Origin of the sequence: Methylomonas montana (assembly GCF_030490285.1) — a bacterium.
Classification (GTDB): Bacteria; Pseudomonadota; Gammaproteobacteria; order Methylococcales; family Methylomonadaceae; genus Methylomonas; species Methylomonas montana.
This window is the reverse complement of record NZ_CP129884.1, coordinates 4,448,452-4,469,618: the sequence shown is the minus strand read 5'-3', so window position 1 is coordinate 4,469,618 and position 21,167 is coordinate 4,448,452. Positions and strand designations below refer to the sequence as shown.

24 protein-coding genes are annotated in these 21,167 nt (G+C 52.6%); 18 read left to right on the top strand and 6 right to left on the bottom strand.

Going from position 1 to position 21,167, the window contains the following annotated elements:
- The first annotated feature begins 25 nt into the window (after positions 1 to 25).
- The 3 genes from QZJ86_RS20690 to QZJ86_RS20680 are packed head-to-tail and all read left to right on the top strand — an operon-like array spanning position 26 to position 3,833.
- Complete coding sequence (locus tag QZJ86_RS20690) at positions 26 to 931, top strand: AAA family ATPase (protein WP_301935475.1); 906 nt, start codon at positions 26 to 28, stop codon at positions 929 to 931.
- Positions 928 to 1,878 carry a DUF58 domain-containing protein gene (locus QZJ86_RS20685; protein ID WP_301935474.1) on the top strand — a complete coding sequence of 317 codons (951 nt, stop codon included), beginning with the start codon at positions 928 to 930 and terminating at the stop codon, positions 1,876 to 1,878. Before QZJ86_RS20690 ends, QZJ86_RS20685 begins: the two co-directional genes overlap by 4 nt.
- 2 nt (positions 1,879 to 1,880) lie before the next feature.
- On the top strand, positions 1,881 to 3,833 hold the full coding sequence (locus QZJ86_RS20680) for a transglutaminase TgpA family protein (RefSeq protein WP_301935473.1): 1,953 nt from the start codon (positions 1,881 to 1,883) through the stop codon (positions 3,831 to 3,833).
- A 13-nt stretch (positions 3,834 to 3,846) separates the two neighbouring features.
- On the opposite strand, the gene QZJ86_RS20675 is transcribed toward QZJ86_RS20680, so the two are convergent.
- Positions 3,847 to 4,107, bottom strand: coding sequence for a hypothetical protein (locus QZJ86_RS20675; RefSeq protein ID WP_301935472.1), 261 nt, complete (start codon positions 4,105 to 4,107; stop codon positions 3,847 to 3,849).
- 101 nt (positions 4,108 to 4,208) lie between these two features.
- Between QZJ86_RS20675 and QZJ86_RS20670 the strand changes: the two genes are divergently transcribed.
- Together QZJ86_RS20670 and QZJ86_RS20665 are read left to right on the top strand one after the other, a co-directional pair.
- Positions 4,209 to 5,129: an SPFH domain-containing protein gene (locus QZJ86_RS20670; RefSeq protein ID WP_301935471.1), complete on the top strand. Its 921-nt coding sequence runs from the start codon at positions 4,209 to 4,211 to the stop codon at positions 5,127 to 5,129.
- A gap of 3 nt (positions 5,130 to 5,132) precedes the next feature.
- Entirely contained in the window at positions 5,133 to 5,579 is a 447-nt protein-coding gene (locus tag QZJ86_RS20665; RefSeq protein WP_301935470.1) for an NfeD family protein, read from the top strand.
- A gap of 338 nt (positions 5,580 to 5,917) precedes the next feature.
- Here the strand turns inward: QZJ86_RS20665 and QZJ86_RS20660 are convergent, their stop codons facing one another.
- Entirely contained in the window at positions 5,918 to 7,585 is a 1,668-nt protein-coding gene (locus tag QZJ86_RS20660; protein ID WP_301935396.1) for an IS5 family transposase, read from the bottom strand.
- Between the two features lie 207 nt (positions 7,586 to 7,792).
- Between QZJ86_RS20660 and QZJ86_RS20655 the strand changes: the two genes are divergently transcribed.
- Complete coding sequence (locus tag QZJ86_RS20655; RefSeq protein WP_301935469.1) at positions 7,793 to 8,626, top strand: thymidylate synthase; 834 nt, start codon at positions 7,793 to 7,795, stop codon at positions 8,624 to 8,626.
- Positions 8,627 to 8,721: 95 nt separating this feature from the next.
- Here the strand turns inward: QZJ86_RS20655 and smbP are convergent, their stop codons facing one another.
- A complete protein-coding gene (smbP, locus tag QZJ86_RS20650; RefSeq protein WP_301935468.1) occupies positions 8,722 to 9,057 on the bottom strand; it encodes a small metal-binding protein SmbP in 336 nt (111 codons plus the stop codon).
- A gap of 255 nt (positions 9,058 to 9,312) precedes the next feature.
- Here smbP and nth point away from each other — a divergent pair, with 255 nt between their 5' ends.
- The 5 genes from nth (at position 9,313) to QZJ86_RS20625 (ending at position 12,821) form a co-directional block, all read left to right on the top strand.
- Positions 9,313 to 9,948: an endonuclease III gene (gene nth / locus QZJ86_RS20645; protein ID WP_301935467.1), complete on the top strand. Its 636-nt coding sequence runs from the start codon at positions 9,313 to 9,315 to the stop codon at positions 9,946 to 9,948.
- A gap of 104 nt (positions 9,949 to 10,052) precedes the next feature.
- Positions 10,053 to 10,604, top strand: coding sequence for a hypothetical protein (locus tag QZJ86_RS20640; RefSeq protein WP_301935466.1), 552 nt, complete (start codon positions 10,053 to 10,055; stop codon positions 10,602 to 10,604).
- Between the two features lie 31 nt (positions 10,605 to 10,635).
- Positions 10,636 to 11,208 carry a DedA family protein gene (locus tag QZJ86_RS20635; RefSeq protein ID WP_301935465.1) on the top strand — a complete coding sequence of 191 codons (573 nt, stop codon included), beginning with the start codon at positions 10,636 to 10,638 and terminating at the stop codon, positions 11,206 to 11,208.
- Between the two features lie 3 nt (positions 11,209 to 11,211).
- Positions 11,212 to 12,063: an HvfB family MNIO-type RiPP peptide maturase gene (locus QZJ86_RS20630; RefSeq protein ID WP_301935464.1), complete on the top strand. Its 852-nt coding sequence runs from the start codon at positions 11,212 to 11,214 to the stop codon at positions 12,061 to 12,063.
- Positions 12,063 to 12,821, top strand: coding sequence for an HvfC family RiPP maturation protein (locus QZJ86_RS20625; RefSeq protein WP_301935463.1), 759 nt, complete (start codon positions 12,063 to 12,065; stop codon positions 12,819 to 12,821). Before QZJ86_RS20630 ends, QZJ86_RS20625 begins: the two co-directional genes overlap by 1 nt.
- On the opposite strand, the gene QZJ86_RS20620 is transcribed toward QZJ86_RS20625, so the two are convergent.
- Positions 12,808 to 13,134: an ASCH domain-containing protein gene (locus tag QZJ86_RS20620; protein ID WP_301935462.1), complete on the bottom strand. Its 327-nt coding sequence runs from the start codon at positions 13,132 to 13,134 to the stop codon at positions 12,808 to 12,810. The two genes, QZJ86_RS20625 and QZJ86_RS20620, sit on opposite strands and share 14 nt — an antisense overlap.
- Positions 13,135 to 13,371: 237 nt before the next feature.
- Here QZJ86_RS20620 and QZJ86_RS20615 point away from each other — a divergent pair, with 237 nt between their 5' ends.
- From QZJ86_RS20615 to QZJ86_RS20600, 4 genes are all read left to right on the top strand, one after another.
- Positions 13,372 to 13,812: a VOC family protein gene (locus QZJ86_RS20615; protein ID WP_301935461.1), complete on the top strand. Its 441-nt coding sequence runs from the start codon at positions 13,372 to 13,374 to the stop codon at positions 13,810 to 13,812.
- Positions 13,779 to 14,954 carry a radical SAM family heme chaperone HemW gene (hemW, locus tag QZJ86_RS20610; protein WP_301935460.1) on the top strand — a complete coding sequence of 392 codons (1,176 nt, stop codon included), beginning with the start codon at positions 13,779 to 13,781 and terminating at the stop codon, positions 14,952 to 14,954. The genes QZJ86_RS20615 and hemW overlap by 34 nt, the downstream gene beginning before the upstream one ends.
- 48 nt (positions 14,955 to 15,002) lie before the next feature.
- A complete protein-coding gene (gene pyrE / locus QZJ86_RS20605; RefSeq protein ID WP_301935459.1) occupies positions 15,003 to 15,641 on the top strand; it encodes an orotate phosphoribosyltransferase in 639 nt (212 codons plus the stop codon).
- Positions 15,642 to 15,743: 102 nt separating this feature from the next.
- Positions 15,744 to 17,675: a dynamin family protein gene (locus tag QZJ86_RS20600; RefSeq protein WP_301935458.1), complete on the top strand. Its 1,932-nt coding sequence runs from the start codon at positions 15,744 to 15,746 to the stop codon at positions 17,673 to 17,675.
- 42 nt (positions 17,676 to 17,717) lie between these two features.
- Here the strand turns inward: QZJ86_RS20600 and ampD are convergent, their stop codons facing one another.
- A complete protein-coding gene (gene ampD, locus QZJ86_RS20595; protein WP_301935457.1) occupies positions 17,718 to 18,281 on the bottom strand; it encodes a 1,6-anhydro-N-acetylmuramyl-L-alanine amidase AmpD in 564 nt (187 codons plus the stop codon).
- Positions 18,282 to 18,462: 181 nt separating this feature from the next.
- Here ampD and nadC point away from each other — a divergent pair, with 181 nt between their 5' ends.
- Positions 18,463 to 19,290, top strand: coding sequence for a carboxylating nicotinate-nucleotide diphosphorylase (gene nadC, locus QZJ86_RS20590; protein ID WP_301935456.1), 828 nt, complete (start codon positions 18,463 to 18,465; stop codon positions 19,288 to 19,290).
- 16 nt (positions 19,291 to 19,306) lie between these two features.
- Here nadC and QZJ86_RS20585 read toward each other — a convergent pair whose 3' ends face one another.
- Complete coding sequence (locus QZJ86_RS20585; protein WP_301935455.1) at positions 19,307 to 19,819, bottom strand: hypothetical protein; 513 nt, start codon at positions 19,817 to 19,819, stop codon at positions 19,307 to 19,309.
- Positions 19,820 to 20,070: 251 nt separating this feature from the next.
- Between QZJ86_RS20585 and QZJ86_RS20580 the strand changes: the two genes are divergently transcribed.
- Together QZJ86_RS20580 and QZJ86_RS20575 are read left to right on the top strand one after the other, a co-directional pair.
- Positions 20,071 to 20,673 carry a peroxiredoxin gene (locus QZJ86_RS20580; RefSeq protein ID WP_301935454.1) on the top strand — a complete coding sequence of 201 codons (603 nt, stop codon included), beginning with the start codon at positions 20,071 to 20,073 and terminating at the stop codon, positions 20,671 to 20,673.
- Positions 20,674 to 20,853: 180 nt separating this feature from the next.
- On the top strand, positions 20,854 to 21,039 hold the full coding sequence (locus QZJ86_RS20575) for an NTP transferase domain-containing protein (protein ID WP_301935453.1): 186 nt from the start codon (positions 20,854 to 20,856) through the stop codon (positions 21,037 to 21,039).
- The last annotated feature ends 128 nt before the right edge of the window (positions 21,040 to 21,167 follow it).

The following is a 21,167-nucleotide window of genomic DNA, read 5'->3' as shown; positions in this document are numbered from 1 at the left end:
ATTCACATTTTTTGTCTTTTGCACAATGGACCTTGCTCTCGATCATTTACTAGCCGCCGCCAATCAAATCATTCTCGGTAAACAACAACAAATTCGGCTGGCGGTGTGTTGCTTGCTGGCCAAAGGCCATTTGCTGATCGAGGATATTCCCGGTGTCGGCAAAACTACTTTGTCGCATACGCTGGCGCGCTTGTTTGGCCTGGAGTATCAGCGGATTCAATTTACCAGCGATATTCTGCCGGCCGACATCGTCGGTTCCACGGTGTTCGATGCCCACCAACAAGTGTTCAGCTTCCATCCTGGGCCGGTTTTTAAACAAATGATTCTGGCAGACGAAATCAATCGAGCCACACCCAAAGCGCAAAGCGCCCTATTGGAAGCGATGGAAGAGCGCCAGGTTACCGTTGAAGGCCGTACTTATCCATTGCCGCAACCGTTTTTTGTGATCGCCACCCAAAATCCCGCTCATCAAATTGGCACCTTTCCATTGCCGGAGTCGCAAGTTGACCGGTTTTTGATGCGCATCGAGCTGGGTTACCCCAGTCCTTTGGCCGAGCGCGAGTTGTTAAGCGGCCAGCCTCGGCATGTCTTGATCGAGAATCTGCCGGTGGCTTTACAGCCCGCACAATTGGCCAGCCTGCAACAGGCCGCCGCCGAGGTGTACGTGTCGCCGGCCTTACTGGATTATCTGCAAGCCATCCTGGCCTATAGTCGGCAGTCCGCCGATTATGCCAGCGGCCTGTCGCCGCGTGCCGGTCTGGGCCTGCTGGCTGCCGCCAAGGCTTGGGCCTTTATCGACAAACGCCAGGCAGTGTTGCCGGAAGACCTGCAAGCGGTTTTGCCGGCAGTAGCCGGACATCGCTTGAATGTCGGCGCCAGCGATTCGGCGGTGATCGTTGCGCCCATACTTGAACACGTGCCCGTCCTTTGAGCGAAACGGCTTTATCGTTAACCCAGCGTTTTAAACTGTCGCGCTTTATTCGCGGCGAGGCGCCAGCCGCCGGGCCTGTCACCTTGAATCAGCGCCGGGTGTTCATTTTGCCGACTCGGCGCGGTCTGTTTTTTGTGCTGTTGATTTTACTGCTGTTGCTGATTGGTTTTGTCTACAACAACAATCTGGCTTATTTACTGGGTTTTTTGTTGGCTAGTATTTTTTTCGTGACTATCCTGCACAGCTTCAAATCGTTGGCTGGTTTAGTGGTGCAGCCCGGTCGTCAGCAAGCGGTGTTTGCCGGCCAAGCCGGCCCATTTAATTTTCAGATAGCCAATCCTAGTTCGCAGCCGCGCTTTGCCTTGGCATTGGCGTTACAAACTGAACTGTCGTTAAGCTTGGCTGCCGAGCAAAGCCAAACTGTGACGCTGTATCAAGTCACGCAACGCCGTGGTTGGCAACTGCCGGACACGCTGACTATTTCCAGCGCTTATCCCTTGGGTTTGTTTCGCGCTTGGGCGCCGTTGCGATTCGATAGCCCGTTGCTGGTATATCCCAAACCGGCCAGCCAACTATTGCCGTTTCCGGAAAGTGACGGCGGACAGGGCAAACAGGGTCAAAACCGCCGGAATGGAGACGAATTTTACGGTTTAAGAGCTTACCAGCAGGGCGATGCGATCCGGCAAATTCATTGGAAAGCCTTTGCCAAAGGCCAGGGCGTGCATAGCAAGCAATACAGCGGCGCCAGCACTAGCGAATTGTGGCTGGATTTTCAGTCCGCGCCCGGCCATCAGTTGGAAGAGCGTCTGAGTCAGTTATGCCGTTGGGTGGTGGATGCCGAGCAGGCCGGATTGCGTTACGGCCTAATCCTGCCGAGCCAGCGCCTGCCGCCGAATAACGGTGCCGGGCATTATCGGCAATGTCTGCAAGCCCTGGCGCTGTTTTGAACATGTCCAATCCGCTTTCCGTACGCTTGCTGTTGTTTCTGCTCGGATCGATAGGATTGATCACGCTACCGCATGCCTGGCATATTCCGCCCTTGTTGTTCGGCTTTTTCATGCTGATGCTGATCTGGCGTTTGCTTGGGATTTGGCAGCCAAAATACTTACCGAACCGTATTGGGGTGTTTGTGTTAATGCTGAGCGGCATCGGCCTGTTGTACACACAACAACATGCCGTGTTCGGCCGCGATGCCGGCACCGGTTTGTTCGTGGTGGCGCTGGGCTTGAAGCTGCTGGAAATTCACGGCAAGCGTGATGTGTATGTGATCGTTTATTTGGCGTTCATCGTTGCCGCCACCCAGTTTCTTTACGAAGAAAGCATTTTAATGGCGCTTTACATTCTACTGGTCTGCGGGGTGCTGTTAGCGACCTTGATTACCCAGAACAGCCAGGCGCCCCAAACTCTGGCGGCATTGAAGACCTCGGCGACGATTATCCTGCAAAGCCTGCCGCTGGCCTTAGTGTTATTCGTGTTGTTTCCGCGCTTGGAAGCGCCGCGCTGGAGCTGGCTGGACGATGAGAACCACGCTAAGAGCGGTCTCAGCAACACCTTGGAACCCGGTGCCATCGCCGAATTGAGCCTGTCGCCGGAGCTGGTGTTCAGGGTCAAGTTCGACGGCGACTTGCCGCCGCCATCGCAACTGTATTGGCGGGGGCCGGTCTATGCCAATACTGACGGTGTGCGCTGGAAGGCGCCGCCGGATTTGGGCCGGGAAAACAACCCGGACCAACCGGTTTTCGAAGGCCAGGCTTACGACTACACGCTGATGATGGAGCCGCAAAGACAGCGCTGGGTGTTTGCGCTGGATATGTCCACTCAGTTTCCAACGGGCTTGCGCCGCAATGGTCTGTATCAGCTGATCACCAACAAAAATCCCGGCGACCGGGCTGAGTATCGAATTTCTTCCTCACCCGCTTACAATACCGGCGACATCAGCAAGACAGAACGGCGGGAAAGCTTGCAACTACCCGACAAGCCCTCGGAAAAAACCCTGGAACTGGTCAAGCAATTACAAGGCAATCAAACCAAGCCGGAAGCGTTCATCGGCAATCTGTTGCAATATTTCCGGCAGGAAAATTTTCATTACACCTTAAGCCCTGAGCCCATGCCGGACCGCCCCATCGAGACTTTTCTGTTCGAGCGCCGCGCCGGTTTTTGCAGTCACTACGCGACGGCGTTTGTCTATTTGCTGCGAGTGGCGGAAATACCGGCGCGAGTGGTGGGCGGCTATCAAGGCGGGCAGCTTAACCATCTCGGCGGCTTTCTGGAGATCAGACAAGCCAATGCCCATGCCTGGGCGGAAGCCTGGCTGGAAGGGCGTGGCTGGGTCCGATTCGACCCGACCGCCGCCATTGCCCCGGAACGAGTCGAGCAGGGCGTCAACGTGGACTTGCAGATCGCCAGCGGCGCGGTCAATTTCAGCCGGGTGCAACTCGATGCCGAAACTTTGTCCTGGCTGCAACGCAGCCGGCAACTCTGGCAAAGTATTGATTACAACTGGCAGCGCTGGATTATTAACTACGATACGGTCAATCAGCGCGCGTTTTTGCAGAGCCTGGGCATCGATAATTTTGTCAAGCTAGGCTATTGCTTACTGGCAAGCATCGGTTTGATCGGTGGCTTATTGGCCTGGCGTTTGTTACGGCCCGGCCGCCGGCGTAGCGATCCGGCACTGCGGCTGTACCGGCAGTTTTGTCGTAAGCTGAGCAAGGCCGGTATTGACATTGCTGTGGGCGACGGCCCCAACACCTTGGCGGAACGCGCCAAAAGCCTGCGCCCGGATTTGGCGGAGCAGATCGAACGGATTACCGCTATTTTTGTGCGTTTGCGCTATGAATCCCTCGCCCAAGCAAACGATTTGCAGGCCTTAAAAACCCTGATCGCCGGCCTGCGCGTTTAAAAGCTACGGGCTATCAATGTAAATCCGGCACCTCGGCACCCGGTTTTTGCGGAGCTTTCTGGGCTTGTTCGGTTTTTTGCTGTTGCAACTGTTTATTGCCTTCGCCGAACATCACCGCGCCGGCCATGAAAATAGCGCCGGCAATGGCCATGACAGGCAAGCGGCCGGGTTTGTCCATCCACAGCAGTATCCACTTGGGCTTGATCAGACCGACGATCAATATAACCACCGCCAATATCATCACGTTAAAACTGTAGTAGATCAAAGTATTCATGAATCGGAACCCTGTTTCCAGCAAGTTAAAGAGACATACATTATTATTAGCGACGTGACCGTTGGCAATAAACAATTCATATTCACCATTTAGGAGGCGCTATGGGCGGCTTTGGTTTATTCGTAACAGTGTTGTTGGTGTTCGCCATTTTGATGGTGTTCATGAGCGTCAAGTCCGTGCCGCAAGGCATGGAATACACCGTCGAGCGTTTTGGTAAATACACCAATACGTTGACTCCGGGCCTTAACATCATCATGCCGATCATCGATCGCATCGGCCGCAAGCTGAATATGATGGAGCAAGTGCTGGATGTGCCTTCGCAGGAGGTGATTACCAAAGACAATGCCATGGTCCGGGTCGACGGCGTGGTGTTTTACCAGATCATGGATGCCGCCAAGGCCGCTTATGAGATTACTTACCTGGATATGGCGATCATCAATCTGGTGATGACCAATATCCGCACCGTGATGGGATCGATGGACCTGGACGAACTGTTATCGCGCCGTGACGAGATCAATGCCCGCCTGTTGAACGTGGTCGACGAGGCGACCTCACCGTGGGGGATTAAAGTTACCCGGATCGAAATCAAGGACATCGCGCCGCCCAAAGATTTGGTCGACTCCATGGCCCGGCAAATGAAAGCCGAACGGGAAAAGCGCGCGCAGATTCTGGAAGCCGAAGGCTTGCGCCAAGCGGAAATTTTGAAAGCCGAAGGCTTGAAACAAGGCGCGATTCTGGATGCCGAAGGCAGGAAGGAAGCCGCGTTTCGCGATGCGGAAGCCCGCGAACGGCTGGCAGAAGCCGAAGCCAGAGCGACGCAGATGGTCTCCGAAGCGATCGCCAAAGGCGATGTGCAGGCCATCAACTACTTCGTTGCCCAAAAATATATCGAGTCTCTGAAAGAAGTGGCCTCGGCCAACAACAGTAAGCTGATCTTCATGCCGCTGGAAGCTTCCAGCGTGATCGGCGCGCTGGGCGGTATCGGCGAACTGGCTAAAGAAGCGCTGGGCAAAAAGGGATAAGCCATGGCGGAACAAGATGTGCTGTTTTGGTATTGGTGGGTGCTGGCGGTCGGCTTTTTGGCTTTGGAAATCGTCGTAACCGGCTTCTTTTTCCTGTGGCTGGCGGTATCGGCGTTTATCGTCGGCGCGGTAGTCTTGTTAATCCCGGTCACGCCGTTCAATGTGCAACTGCTGTTGTTTTCCTTGCTGGCGGTATTATCGGTATTGGGTTGGCGTAAATATGCCCGCACCCGCGCAGTCGAGGCCACCGATCATCCCTTATTGAACAAGCGCGGCGCGCAATACATCGGCCGGACTTTTAATCTAATTGCACCTATCGAAAACGGCCAGGGCAAGATCAAGGTTGACGACACGTTCTGGAAAGTACATGGCGAGGATAGTCCAATGGGGGCGAAAGTTAAGGTGGTAGCGATAAAGGGGACGGTGTTTGAGGTGGAGGTTTGCCGGTGATTGTGCATTTGGCTAGGTTTGAACTTTTAGCTTGGTGCATTCTGGGGTTGATGGTCTTAATGCCTGAATTATGCTTTCGTTTTTTCTAGGACACTTACCAAATACTGAGTTATGAATACAACAAGCAATATTTAAGTTGTCGCGATTTTGATTATTTCAATGATTCAGCACTACTTGGAAAAGTATACGAGAATAATACTAATGAATTGTAGAAAATACCGCCTTAGTCGCAATAACGTTACGCCTATCTTCTGTGCCGAGCACCGGAGCTTTCAGTAGCCTTCGGCGACGGCGTGGAGTGCTTTCAGGCAGGAGGGCCAGATTTAATTAGAGTCTGCTCAGTAAATCAGCTGTGGCAATGACGAGCAAATCGGGTCGGCCAAGTTAGAATGGGTGCGCAGATTCCAAATCTTTTGTTTCCAGGCGCGCACGATCATTTGCAGTAACCCGACCAGGCGGCATTGACCGAGGGCAAAAAAGATCCCTTGCAGGACCAGCAGGTTCATCACCAAGAAGATGGTGTTGAACCAGGCGAACGAGGTGTTGGCGCGCTTGGCGCGGATGTCGTTGAGACGATAGCCGTTTTTACCTTGGTCGAATTTGCCTTCGATGGGGATGCGCTGCAGGTATTCCTGCCGGCGCTGTTCTTTGTCGTGTTTGAGTTGCTCCCGGTTGGCCTCGGTTTCGCGTTTGGGGCGGCCGAGCGGTTTGCCGGCAAAGCGGATACCGTGTTGCTTCAGGTAGTCGCGGTTGGCGCGCGTGCCGTAGATCGGATCGGCGAGCACCCGTTCCGGATAGTGGCCGTAGCGCGCCAAGTACGCTTCGACTTGCGAGACCAGATCCAGTCCTTCGTGAAAGGCATCCCATCGCAGGTGATCGACATGAGCTAGGCCTTCGCCGCTCAGGCTGACGCTGAGTTTGGCGCCGAATTCGACCGGCTTGTCCAACTTGCCGCGCACCATCGGCCGCACATAGGGTTGACTGATACTGACGATGCGGCGGTCGCAGCGGCGGGTCTGGTTTCGATACATGTCCCATTGTTGCTGGTACAGATGCTGAATCACCCAGTAGCGATGCAGCAGCCAACCCGGCAACGGCAGCGGCGAACCCTGAGGGATGGGCGCCAAGAGTTGTTCGATGTGGCTCAGGTTGCGGCGCAGATATTGCCACTGTTGCTTGATGCCTCGGCGTAGCACTTTCCGGCCGGGGCGCTTTTGTTTGGCGACGGCCAGATACGCACTGCGGGCTTTGTGGCGATAAGTCCTGGGTTTGTCCGTGACCTTCAGGCGCTTGCACAGGGTGTCGATGATCCGTTCCGTTAATTCCCGCGCTTCGTTCAACAGGCTCAAATCGGTGGGAAAGCGGATGGCTTGTTCGACCACGGTGGCATCCAGAATCAATTGGCCGCGCGGGGCGGCCGGTGCTTCCGGCTCCGGTGCCGATGGGACACCGTCTTTATCGGCAAAATCCAAGGCCGCTTCGGCCGCCTCGGGCTGAACCTCAGCTTCAGGCGCGGTCACGCTAGCCGCGGCCTTCGGCTCAGACGCAGCGGGCGTTGCCGCGGCCGGCGGCGTTTCCAGTTTGGTCGGGGTCGGCTTTTGCCCCTCGTGCGCCTCGATGATGGCGCGGTGAAAGCCTTCGAACACGGCTTCGCCCATGCGCTTGCGCACTTCGACCAATAACGACGGCGCAAACGGCGCCGCCGCTTGGTAGCCGGGCAAGCCGACGAAGTATTGCAGGTACGGGTTTTCCTGGATTTGCTGGACGGTTTCCACGTCTGACAAACACAGTTTGTGCTTGATGATCACCGCGCCGATTACGCGCCGCGCGTCTTTCAACGGCCGGCCCCGGTCCGCCCTCATCCCTTGGTAATAGCATTCCGCCAGTTCGTCCCACGGGATGCACTCACTCAGTTTTACCCAGCGATTGTGTTTATCCAGGGCTGTCTCGAACGGCCAGTCGAATTCAGCTATCGTCAGTTGTTTTGAGCTCGTGGTTCGAATCATGGCTGCACGGTTTTTGAGGCTAATGGCATGTTTTTCGTGCAGCAATTATACCAAAATTCCTCAATAACTACGCTTAATCAATGGGTTATATTTTCTGAGCAGACTCTAATTAAGCCGTCGTAATAGCGACACCATTTTATATGGCAAATATGCCAAAGCGCTCGGACTGTCCGGTATACTGCTCGCCATTTTAAATTCCGACCAACTATGCAGCCCTACCTAGATCTCCTCGCCGACATTATGGCCAACGGTATCGACAAACGTGACCGGACTGGCACCGGTACCCGCTCGGTATTCGGCAGGCAGATACGTTACGATTTGGCCGCCGGTTTTCCGTTGCTGACCACCAAAAAACTGCATTTCAAATCCATCGCTTACGAATTGCTGTGGTTCTTGCGTGGCGATACCAATATTAAATATCTGAACGATCATGGTGTGACGATTTGGGACGAGTGGGCGACGGCGGAAGGCGAGCTGGGGCCGGTGTACGGCGCGCAATGGCGTAATTGGCGAGGCCCGGACAGTACGAGTTACGATCAGATACAGATATTGATCGACGGCTTGCGAAATAAACCTGATTCACGCCGGCATATCGTCAGCGGCTGGAATGTGGCCTTCCTGCCGGACGAAACCATAGGGCCGCGCGAGAACGCCGCCGCCGGGCGAATGGCTCTGCCGCCTTGTCATGTGTTGTATCAGTTTTATGTCGCCAATGGCAAACTGTCCTGCATGATGACTCAGCGCAGTGCCGATTGCTTTCTGGGCGTGCCGTACAATCAGACCAGTGTAGCTTTGCTGACGCATATGCTGGCCCAGCAATGCGAATTGGAAATGGGCGAGTTGATCATGTCGTTCGGCGATGTGCATATCTACCGCAATCATTTCGAACAAGTCGAATTGCAATTGAGCCGCCAGCCGCTGGCGCCGCCGCAGTTACGGTTCAAGCGCCGGCCGGATTCCATTTTTGACTACGATTTTAGCGACTTCGAGTTGGTCGATTATCAGGCGCACCGGCATATTGCCGGCAAGGTTTCGGTTTAACCGATGGGTCCTCTCCCGTCGGGAGAGGACATTTCGTCAGGCTCGAAGATGAGCCGGCGGATTACTCCGCCCAAGAATAGTTGATAGTCTAGGGATTATTTATTGCCTGCTTTGATGTGCCCGACCGCTTCCTCGGCGGCTTTGGTGGCGACATCGGCATGACCTTGTTTGCCATGTTCAATGGCGCTTTCCAAGGATTTTACACCGGCATCGAGATGGGTTTTAGCCTCGCCTTTGGCGACTTCGGCGCCTTTTTTGGCATGGGTTAACGCCGCTTCCGCATGTTCCACCAAAACCGGACTATGGCCGGCTTTGCCATGGGTAACGGCTTGGTTAGCGTGTTCAAGTGCCGCAGCGGCATGTTCTTCGGCAAATACGCCGGCGCTGGCGAATAGCAATGCACTGATAGTAAGAGCTGTAATTTTTTTCATAAATCCCCCGAATTAAAGTTATTGTGTTTTTGCACCAATTCCTGGTGCTAGCTAATGACCTGATGCGCGGCTAATTGGTTCAGATTTAAATTTTTTGAGAAGAATATTTCGCCGAAGAACAGTGTCTGGAGCTCGCCGTGTTTGATTGAGCAGCATTAGCGGCGATGAGACTTTGCCGAAGCGAAACTTAATGACTAACTTGGCTAGCCGGCGCCGTCATGGAAAAACGGCTTCGATACACTGATCCTATAGAGTATGAATAACGAAAAACGCCTGATTATCTTCGAGCGGCTGGCTGCCGCCACGCCAGATCCGACTACTGAGTTGAATTACAGCACGCCGTTCGAATTGCTGGTCGCGGTAGTGTTGTCCGCGCAAGCGACCGATAAGGGCGTCAACAAGGCGACTGCTAAATTGTTTCCGGTAGCCAATACGCCGCAAGCAATACTGGCCTTGGGAGAGGATGGCTTGAAGGCGCACATCAAAACTATCGGCTTATTCAATAGCAAGGCGGCAAATGTCATAAAACTCTGCCAGACTTTGCTCGAAAAGCACGGCGGCGAAGTACCGCGCGAGCGGGCGGCACTGGAAGCACTGGCTGGCGTGGGCCGCAAGACCGCGAATGTGATTTTGAATACCGCATTCGATCAGCCGACCATCGCCGTCGATACCCATATTTTTCGGGTTGCCAACCGTATTGGTTTGGCGCCGGGCAAGAATGTATTGGAAGTGGAGCGAAAGCTGGACAAAACCGTGCCCAAACAATACAAAAAGGACGCGCATCATTTGCTGATTCTGCATGGCCGCTATATCTGCGTGGCCAGAAAGCCGCGTTGTGGTGCGTGTTGCATCGCCGATGTCTGCGAATTTAAGGAAAAGAATTTAGCCTGAATATGCAATAATCAGGACTGAACTAGAGCGACTACCTTGGGTCGTAAGCCGAGCTCACTGCATTGGTTTTCATAATTAAAAAAACACACGAGAGGATAAGCAACATGAAAAAATTCAATAAATCTCCGTTGGCCGCCGCGATGGGCAGCGCTATTTTGTCCGGCATGGCTGTCAATGTCCAAGCCGATACCAATCCGTTTGTGCTATCCGAATTGTCCAGCGGCTATATGCAAGTCGCCGATAATCATTCGAACGGCAAAATCAGCCAAGGCGCCTGCGGTTCCAATGCGATGGACGCCAATGGCGTTAAGAAGGGCGAAGCCAAGAAAGCCGACGCCAAGAAAACCGAAGGTTCCTGCGGCGAAGGCATGTGCGGCGGCATGATGAGCGGCGGCAAAATGAAAAAAGGCATGGAAAGTTCTTGCGGCGCGATGATGAAAGGCAAGGAAGGTGCCTGCGGCATGGGCATGATGGGTGGAATGGGCGGTATGGAACACGGCAATGCCGATCAGCCTAAAAAAGCCGAAGAAGGCAGTTGTGGTGCGATGATGGGTGGCGATAAAAAAGCCGGCGAACACAGCTGTGGCGCGATGATGAAAGGCGAAGAAGGCAGTTGCGGCAGCAAAGTCGACGCCGACAAAGCCGCCGGTCATTAACCCTGTTATCAATACCCGATTAGACCGAACTATGGATTTTCAGGCTTTACAGCAGCTCGTCGTCGATTACGGCTATCTGGCGCTTTTTATTGGCACTTACCTGGAAGGTGAAACTATTCTGGTTATCGCCGGCTTTTTGGCTCACAGCGGTTACTTGGAATTGCAATGGGTAATGGTGACTGCGTTTCTCGGGACATTTGCCGGTGATCAGACTTTTTTCTATTTGGGCCGTTGGAAAGGCATCGCCTTCCTCGAGAAACGACCGCTCTGGCATAGTAAAACCGACAAGGTATTCGAGATGCTGCACAAGCATCAGATACCGGTGATACTTGGGTTCCGTTTCCTTTACGGCGTGCGTAACGTCACGCCGTTCGTGATCGGTGCCAGCAAGATCCATCCCTTGAAGTTTTTTGCTTTGAACTTTCTCGGTGCGGCGATTTGGGCGATAGCGGTCGCTTATCTGGGGTATGAGTTCGGCGATCTGGCCGAAACGTTTTTGGGTAAGATTAAGGAATACGAAACCTATATTCTGGTGGTCTTGATTGTCATCGGTTTGGCGCTGTTTTGGCGGTCTACGCATAAGCCGGAAACGCCGGAGGAATAAGTCATGGACAGTGTTCTCAATCTTGTTCACGGTGCCGGCTTGGGTTTGCGGCGTTCGTTCCTGAACGAGATTGTCGAACAGCCCCCCGGCAACGTCGGTTTTTACGAAGTGGCGCCTGAAAACTGGATGACCATCGGCGGTAAGTTCGGCAAACAGTTTCGGGCGATGACCGAACGTTTCGATTTCGTTTGTCACGGCTTGTCCTTATCGATAGGCAGCAGCGATCCGCTCGACGAGCAATTCGTGCGCGATTTAAAAACCTTCATGCACGAACACGGCATCAAGTTTTACAGCGAACATCTCAGTTATTGCAGCCACGGCGGGCATTTGTACGATCTGATGCCGATGCCGTTTACCGAAGAGGCTGCCCAACATGTCGCTGCCCGCATCCGCCGGGTGCAGGACATCCTGGAGCAGCGCATGGCTATCGAAAATATTTCCTATTATGCCGCGCCGGGCCAGGAAATGACCGAGATCGATTTTTTCAACACAGTGGTGGCAGAAGCCGACTGCGATGTGCTGATCGACATCAACAACATCTATGTCAACAGCGTCAATCATGGTTACGATGCCGAAGCTTTTCTGCGGGCCATGCCTGCCGAGCGCGTCGCTTATGCGCATATCGCCGGCCACTACGTCGAAGCCGAGGATTTTCTGGTCGATACCCATGGCGCACCGGTGATCGATCCGGTCTGGACGCTATTGGGCAAGGCTTATGAATTGTTCGGTGTGTTCCCGACCCTGTTGGAACGGGATTTCAACATTCCGCCGCTGGCCGAATTATTAAAAGAAGTGGGCACCATCCAAGCTATTCAGCAGCATTATTCGGCCGACCGCCAGCAACGGGTGGCTTGATGGCCGTCGATTTCAAAACCACGCAGAGCCGGTTTGCCGCTTATATCCGCGATCCGGATAGCAATCCGCCGCCCGTCGATGTCGAGTCGCGGCGCATGGCGATGTACCGCGAGTTGTTTTTTAATAATATCGACAGTTTTATTGCCAGCAACTTCCCGGTGTTGCGGACTATTCTCAGCGATGGGCAATGGCTGGAGTTGACCCAGGATTTTTACGCTCGGCATCGCTGCGACACCCCGTATTTCTCGGAAATTGCCGAAGAGTTTTTAGCGTATTTGCAAAACGAACGCAGCAATCCGGACGATTATCCGTTTCTGCTGGAATTGGCGCATTACGAGTGGGTGGAAATGGCCTTGTCGATCGCCAAGGAGGCACCGGCTTTAGGCGACGGCGATTTTCTGGAAAAGCTGTTGCGGCAGCGCATCGCCCTGTCGCCCTTGGCTTGGCCTTTGCTGTACCGATATCCGGTACAAGCGATAGGCCCTGGTTTTTTACCGCTGGAGGCGCCGGAACAGCCTACTTGTCTGATCGTTTATCGCGATGAGCTGGATCAGGTGCATTTTCTTAAAACCACCGGATTGACCATACGCTTGCTGCAAATCTTGCAGGATCAAGGCGCCATGAGCGGCGAAGCGTGCCTGCAAGCAGTGGCCGCCGAGTTCCCGCAAATTGATCTGCAAGCCTTGATGACTAACGGCTTTACTATCCTGCGGGAATTGGCCGAAAAAGGCATTCTTATTCCGGCTACCGACGCTTGAAGCTGTGCACCCAAACCAGGCCGTCTTCGTTCCATTCCATGCCGCTGTGCATTTTCAGAATTAAATCCTTATACATCGCCAGACTTGGATAACCTTCGGCGCGGGCGTCCGCATCGCTAATATCGCCCAAGCGTTGGCGTTCCACATCGGTCACCTCGAACTCCACCTGTTCCAGCATAAAGATTTCGCCCGGATAGGCATACAATCCGTCGCGGCGTTGCTGAGTTTTCTGGCCAGCCAGCGCCGCCGCCACCAATTTGGGATGTGTCAGCAGGCGGTCGATGCTGCAGTTTTTTTCGGGGTAGTGATTCATAAATGCTAATGTCCTTGCAAGACTGGCTAAAATAGCTCGGCACTTTAAAAGTCTTGGATACGCAAAGCAAGCGCCATTCGTCAATTGGCTACAAACAGGTCTGCCATTGAGCCGCTTAAGTTTTCAGCTTCTGTTTTAAGGCGATTGATGCGTAGGTCACACGAACGGCCGCAAAACTTATGACCGGCAGCCAAACTCGTTCATAATTGCGCTTTTTTATCGGTGGAGACTGCAAATATGCGTTATTTACACACCATGGTGCGCGTGAAAAATCTGGAGGAGTCGCTGGATTTTTATTGCAACAAATTGGGCTTGAGCGAAGTAAGGCGGATGGACAGCGAGGCCGGCCGTTTTACGCTGGTTTATCTGGCCGCTCCCGGCGACAGACTAGGCGCGGTCGAGACCGACGCGCCGTTGCTGGAGCTGACCTATAACTGGGATACCGAGGATTATGCCGGCGGCCGCAATTTCGGCCATTTGGCTTTTGAAGTGGATGATATTTACGCGGTTTGCGAAAATTTGATGAAACAAGGCGTGACCATTAACCGGCCGCCGCGTGACGGCTGGATGGCGTTTATCCGTTCGCCGGATCAAATATCGATAGAACTGCTGCAAAAAGGTGATGCGCTGGAGCCGCAGGAGCCTTGGGTTTCGATGACCAACACCGGCGTTTGGTAAGACCGTTGAGTTTGTTGCCGCTCAGCCTTTATATCCATTTTCCGTGGTGTATACAGAAATGTCCGTATTGCGACTTTAATTCTCACGCGGTTAAAAACCCGATACCGGAAGACGCTTATATCGACGCCTTATTGACAGACTTAAGGGCGGACTTGGGCTTGCTGGGCGTTCCGCGACCGATCAACAGCATTTTCATGGGCGGCGGTACGCCCAGCCTGTTTTCGCCAGCCGCGCTGAATCGCTTGTTGCTGGGCATTAAACAGTTGGCACCGTTGGCTGCCGATTGTGAAATAACCCTGGAAGCCAATCCCGGCACTTTTGAAAGCGCGAAATTTCATGAGTTTCGGGCACTGGGGATCAATCGGCTATCGATAGGTATTCAGAGTTTCCAGGATAGGCATTTGCAAAAATTAGGACGGGTACATTCGGCCGGCGAAGCGTTAGCAGCGGTGGAGATTGCCGTCACGGCCGGTTTCGATAATTTCAATCTGGATTTGATGTTCGGCTTGCCGGATCAGAGCGAAATCGAGGCGATCAGCGATGTACAAACCGCCATCGGCTTGGCGCCGACCCATATTTCCTTTTACCAGTTAACCTTAGAACCCAACACTTATTTTCATAAGTTTCCGCCGAAACTGCCGGAAGACGATTTGATTTTCGGCGCGCAAAAGCATTGCCAGCAAATATTGGCGGATCACGGCTACCAGCAGTACGAAGTGTCGGCTTATGCAAAGCCAGGCAGGCAATGCCGGCACAATCTCAATTACTGGCAGTTTGGGGATTATTTAGGGATAGGCGCAGGCGCGCATGGCAAGATCAGCCGAGCGTTGCCCCACGATATTATCCGCACCGTTAAACCGAGAAGCCCGGAACACTATCTGCGCCAACCCGATCGTTCCCATTCGGAAGCCATTAGCGTCGAACAATTGCCTTTGGAGTACGTGATGAACCAATTGCGTTTAAAAACCGGTTTTAGCCTGGAGGACTACCTGGCGGTTACCGGTCTGGCAGCGGACAGCTTGCAGCCGGGTTTATCGGTGTGTCTGGAACAAGGCCTACTGCACCGGGAAGGATTGGCTTACATGTGCTCTGAAAAAGGCTGGGACTTTTTGGATGTGGTCCTAGAAAAATTCGTCGATTAAATGCGCACGGGTATAATTAGCGCTATTTTATATTTGTAATATTCCAGCATGTTCGATTATCAGAAACAGTTTATCCAATACGCCTTGGATTGCGGTGTACTCAAGTTCGGCGAATTCCAATTAAAGTCGGGACGGATCAGTCCTTATTTTTTCAATACCGGTTTGTTCGACAGCGGCGCCAAACTCGATAAGCTCGGGCAATTTTATGCGCAGGCCTTAATCAACGCCGGCGTCGAGGTTGATGTGTTGTACGGCCCTGCCTACAAAGGCATCCCTTTGGTCAGTACCACTTCGATTGCTTATTCCCGCTTGCAGCGCGATATTCCGTTTGCCTTCAATCGCAAGGAGGCCAAGGATCATGGCGAGGGTGGCGTACTGGTGGGCGCGCCGTTGCAAGGCAAGGTCTGGATTCTGGACGATGTGATTACCGCCGGCACGTCGGTGCGGGAATCGGTCGACATCATTCGCGCGGCCGGCGCGACGGTGGCCGGCGTGGTGATTGCGTTGGACCGTCAGGAAAAAGGCCCCAACCAATTATCGGCGGTACAAGATGTATCGGCCCAGTTCGGTATTCCGGTGATTGCAATTATCGGTTTGACCGACATTATTGAATTTATTGCCCAAGATAGTACCTGCACCGACAAGTTGGCGATCATTCAGGACTATCGTCGGCATTACGGCATTTGAGTAGCTATGCGAGCCTTGGGCTTTTGCTTATGAATTATTGGTCTACACTTAGCCGTTACTATTTGCCCCTTATATTGAGTACAGTTAGCACAAAGGCGAGCCATGAGAAATCTGGAATTTAAAGAACAGTTGCACGAATACACGCATTGGCGCGAACAACTGATTCAGGGTATCGAAATGTATCGGGACTGGCGCGGTCGTTATCGTTTTAACGACCCGCAGAGTACCGATACCTTGCTCAATATTCTGCAAGGCTTGCACAACGACCGCGTCACGCTGGCATTTGTTGCCGAGTTTTCCAGAGGCAAAACCGAGCTGATCAACTCTTTATTTTTCGCGGAAACCGGCGTGCGCTTGTTGCCGTCCTCTCCGGGGCGGACCACGATGTCGCCGACCGAATTATTCTGGGACGAACAAGGCGGCAGCTATATTCGTCTGCTCAATATCGAAAGCCGCTTGGAAGATATTTCCTTGATGGATTACAAGCGTAATCCTGATCGTTGGACCCAAATCGAACTGAACTGCGATTCGCCAACACAAATGCAGGAAGCGTTTAAGGAGCTGATTGCCACCAAGCGGGTGTCCAAGGAGATGGCCGATAAACTGGGGCTATGGAACGAGCGCGAGGCCGCCGAGCAAGGCATCATCAACCCGGAAACCGTCGAAGTGCCCTGTTGGCGGCACGCGATGATCAGTTTTCCGCACCCCTTGTTGAAAGAGGGGCTCTGCATTCTGGACACGCCGGGTCTGAACGCATTGGGTACAGAGCCTGAGCTGACCTTGAGCATGTTGCCCAGCGCCCAGGCGATTATTTTCGTATTGGCCGCCGACACCGGCGTGACCAAGAGCGATCTGGAAATGTGGAAAAGTCACGTCTGTAGTTCCAGAGGCAATCGCCGCCAAGGTTTAGCGGTGGTGATGAATAAAATCGACTCGATGTGGGACGATTTGGCCGGGGAAACCGGTTATGAAGCCGCTATTCAAAAGCAGATCGAAACCTCGGCGATGATTCTGAATCTGAATAAAGAGGTGATTTTCCCGGTTTCCGCCAAACAAGCGCTGTTGGCCAAAGTCAAAGGCGACAATGAGTTACTGCATAAAAGTCGCTTGAAACTGCTGGAAAACTACTTGTCGGATGACATTCTCGATCAGCGTCGCGACATTCTTAAGGGCGTAGTCGATAAGGAAATCGGTTTTCTCGCCACCGAATCGGTCAAACTGATGGCATCCAAGATCAGTAATGCCCAAAAGCAGCTTGATGAGTTTAAACAAGTCGATTTTCAAAATCACGAATTGACCGGCAAATTGATGGCCGAAACCCGCGACCGTCAAAATGCTTACATGGCCAATATCGAAAACTTCCAGGCTAGCCGCAAAGTGTTTGCGGTGCAGGCGAAAATGTTGATTGACTCGTTTGCCAAGGAAAAAATCGACGAGATCATTACTCGCACCAAGGAAGACATGAGTAAGAGTCTGACCACTTACGGCATGAAACAAAATATGCGTAAGTTATTCGACGAACTGCGTGATCTGCTGCAAGATTCGGTGGATATGACTGAGGAAACCCGGCGCCTGATCAAAGCCATTCATAAAAAATTTCAGGACGAATACGGCTTTAAGGAAATCGAGCCGCAACTGTTTTCGATCAAGCAACATCAGTTTGAATTAGAACAGATTTTTGAGGAAGGCGAGGCGTTTCGTAATAGCGCCAAGACCACGATGACCGAACAAAGTATTGTGGTGAACAAGCTTTACAGCACCTTGATCGCCAAGGCTAGAAACATCTTGCAACAGGCGCAAAAGGACGCTGTGACCTGGAGTAACAGTGTGTTGACGCCGTTAATGCACCAAATCAAGGATCACAAAAAGCAAATTGAAAGCCGCTTGATCATGCTCAGGAAAATCAACGAATCCAAGGGTAATGTCAACGAAAGCATCGCGCAGTTGGAAGCGGAACTGGGGCCGTTGCAAAAGCAGTATCAAGAGTTGCTGACTATCGTCAAGGCCATGCATTTGGAGGTTAAAGCCGATTAACTCGGCTTTGCCCGTCCTGGCAACAACGCTGATTGAGCCGCTTTAAGCTAAGTCAGCGTTGGATAAGGCAAGCAAACTGTAAAAGTGTTGCCAATCGAATAGGGGGCCGGGATCGGTTTTCCGCTCAGGCGCGACCTCACTGTGCCCTGCGATGCGCTGGCTGGACAGCATAGGATAATTTGCCAGCAGCACCTTAACCACATTAGCCAGCTGACGATACTGAGTCTCAGTGTAAGCTAACGTGACCGCGCCTTCCAGCTCAATGCCAATCGAAAAATCATTGCAGCGCTCTCTTCCTTGGTATCTGGAAACACCGGCATGCCACGCTCGGCGATTGAATGGCACATATTGCCTGATACTACCGTCGCGGCGAATCAGCAAATGCGCCGATACCTTAAGCTGGTAAATTTCCTGGAAATAGGGGTGGGCGCTAGGATCAAGACGATTGCAAAACAACTGATCGATATAGGCGCCGTCGAACCGTTCCGGCGGCAAGCTAATGCAATGAATCACCAGTAGCGAAATATCGTCCACGTCGGGCCTGTCGTCGCAGTTCGGCGAAGCAACCTGACAGGCGCTGCTAAGGTAATGGTCGCGAATGATCATAGATTTAAACTCAGTAGGTAGCTGGGTATTCTATAAGCTTTACCCGTTTTGCCTAAGTTTTTCCATTAACGTGCCAGCTTTTATCTAACGTCGCTGACAAGCGTTAGTTTGATCATCGTTCGGTTGCCGCCGCTTGCGGTTTATAATAAAAGTCTTTTAATCGTCCGACTCCATCACGCTCATGCAACCAAGCTCCGCAGAAATCGCGCGTTATCTCTCCGAAGACATCGGTACTGGCGATATTACCGCTAACATTATTCCCATTGGGACGCTGGCCAGGGCCAATATGCTGACTCGCGACCCCATGGTTTTGTGCGGGCAAGCCTGGTTCGATGCGGTGTTTAAGCAGCTAAGTCCCGAAATTGTGATCGAATGGTTGTGTGATGAGGGCGATAGTGTGGCGGCCGGCACGTTGCTATGCCGGCTTAATGGCCCGGCGCGCGCCTTGTTGACTGGCGAGCGTACTGCGTTGAATCTGCTGCAAACCTTATCCGCGACTGCCACTATTGCCCGCCACTATGCCGATGCGGTGGCCGGTACCGGCTGCAAGGTGTTGGACACCCGTAAGACCATACCCGGTCTGCGTTTAGCGCAAAAATATGCGGTGAAATGCGGCGGTTGTTTTAATCACCGTATCGGTTTGTTCGACGCGATTTTGATCAAGGAAAACCACATTATCGCCGCTGGCTCTATCGCCGAAGCGGTCAGATTGGCCAGGCACTGTGGTGATGTGCCGGTAGAGGTGGAAGTCGAAAACCTTGACGAATTTTCACAGGCGTTAGCCGCGCAACCGAATCGGATTATGCTGGATAATTTTTCGTTAACGGATATGCGGGCTGCGGTCGCGGTCAATCGCGGTAGGGTCGAGCTGGAAGCCTCCGGTAACATTACCTTGGATAATATCCGCTCGGTCGCCGAAACGGGTGTGGATTATATATCCATCGGCGCCTTGACTAAAAATCTGACGGCCGTCGACCTGTCGATGCGCATCGAAATGCGTATCGACTGATCTCATCTGCAGGCGCTTAGTTAACTGCGTTCAGGTTTTCGTTTTCGTAAAGCCGCAATTTTTTCCAGTTGGCAAATTTGCTGTCGTCGAACGGTGCGTCGTGATCGATAGCGTGTTCGTAGCAACTGCGGAACAAGCGCGCGGTTCTAAACGCATGTAATTCGTCGTCAGCAGTCACAGTATCGACATTACCGACTTGGAAGGTTTTATTACGGGATTTGCCGTCTTTTACCCAAAACACCGTATAGCAGAGATAGCTTTTATCTTTGCGGTGATCGAACTTAATCGTTCGGGACACCCCGGTCACACCGGTCGTGGTTTTGTTTTTCGGCGGTTTCAGGAAGCGGGTCTTGCTGCCTTTCAGCACGACCAACATCTGATCGCGCCAGGTAATGGCGGCTTTCAGCGACTTGGTTTTGCTGCCCCATAATTTATGAGAAAAATAACGGCTGCTTTCTTTGCCGCGTCTAACGATGCGAACTTGAAAACCGAAGGTGTCGGGCTCTGTGATGTGTTTTACTTTTGCCATATGTCGTTACCAGAAAATTCACATGATGTCTGCATGGTGAATTTAAAAAGCGCGAAATACGCAGACCGCCTGTTAATTGTGTAAGCCATGGCTTACAAATTAGCGCGAATTTCGTCGTCTTGCAAGCGGAATTTACGGGGATTATTAGGCGATTACCCACTAATTTAGTGTAGAATAAGAATCAGCCTTTTCGCGGAGGCGCTAACACCCTCTTAACCTTTTGTTTTATAAATAATTTTGGAGAAAAATCGATGAGCGTTTTAGTTGGTAAGCAAGCCCCTGATTTTACAGTTCCTGCAGTATTGGGTGACGGTCAGATAGTTGATTCTTACAGTTTTTCCGAAGCGACTAGTGGCAAATATGCGGTACTTTTCTTCTATCCATTGGATTTCACCTTCGTTTGTCCAAGCGAATTGATCGCATTGGATCACCGTATCGACGAATTCAAAAGCCGCGGCGTGGAAGTGGTCGGCGTGTCTATCGACTCGCATTTCACTCACAATGCCTGGCGTAACACCCCGGTTAACCAAGGCGGTATCGGCCCTGTTCGTTACACCCTGGCAGCCGACCTGAAACACACCATCGCTCAAGACTATGATGTTGAGTCAGCGGGCGGCGTTGCTTTCCGTGGCAGCTTTTTGATCGATAAAGCCGGTGTCGTTCGTCACCAAGTGGTTAACGATCTGCCGTTGGGCCGTAACTTCGACGAAATGCTGCGTATGGTGGATGCACTGCAATTCCACGAAGAGCATGGCGAAGTTTGCCCTGCCGGCTGGAACAAAGGCGACGCCGGTATGAACGCCAACCCACAAGGTGTGGCCGAATATCTGAGCAAAAATGCTGACAAACTGTAAGCATTAACCGTCTTTGGAAAAAAGGCGTATTGCTTAGGCAATACGCCTTTTTTTTGCCTGGCTGCTTGGCATCCGCTGTCGCGGCGCTACTCATCTTGCTAAGCCGTGGCGAGCGATGAAATCGCGCCTTAACTGCCCCATCAAGGTTCCCTTGCCCTCAAAACACACTGCTTTAATCGAATGAGTTCGATTGTCGGCATTTTGCTGGCGGCTGGCGCCAGTCGGCGCTTCGGTGCGAACAAACTCACCCAAACCTTGCGGGATGGCGATTTGGTCGCGGTGCGTGCCTGCCGCAATCTTTTGGCCGGAACCGATAAGGTGGTGGCCGTGGTGCGTCCCAATTACGGCACGAAGGTGCGCAGGTGACAAATATCAACAAACCATTATGGGATGTGGTGACGATGATGCCCGCTTGCCTTATCGACCGATGAATTAAGCCGCCAGTCGCATCGGTAAGTGCACACTGCTTAGGCCTATTTACTTGCCGGATAGCC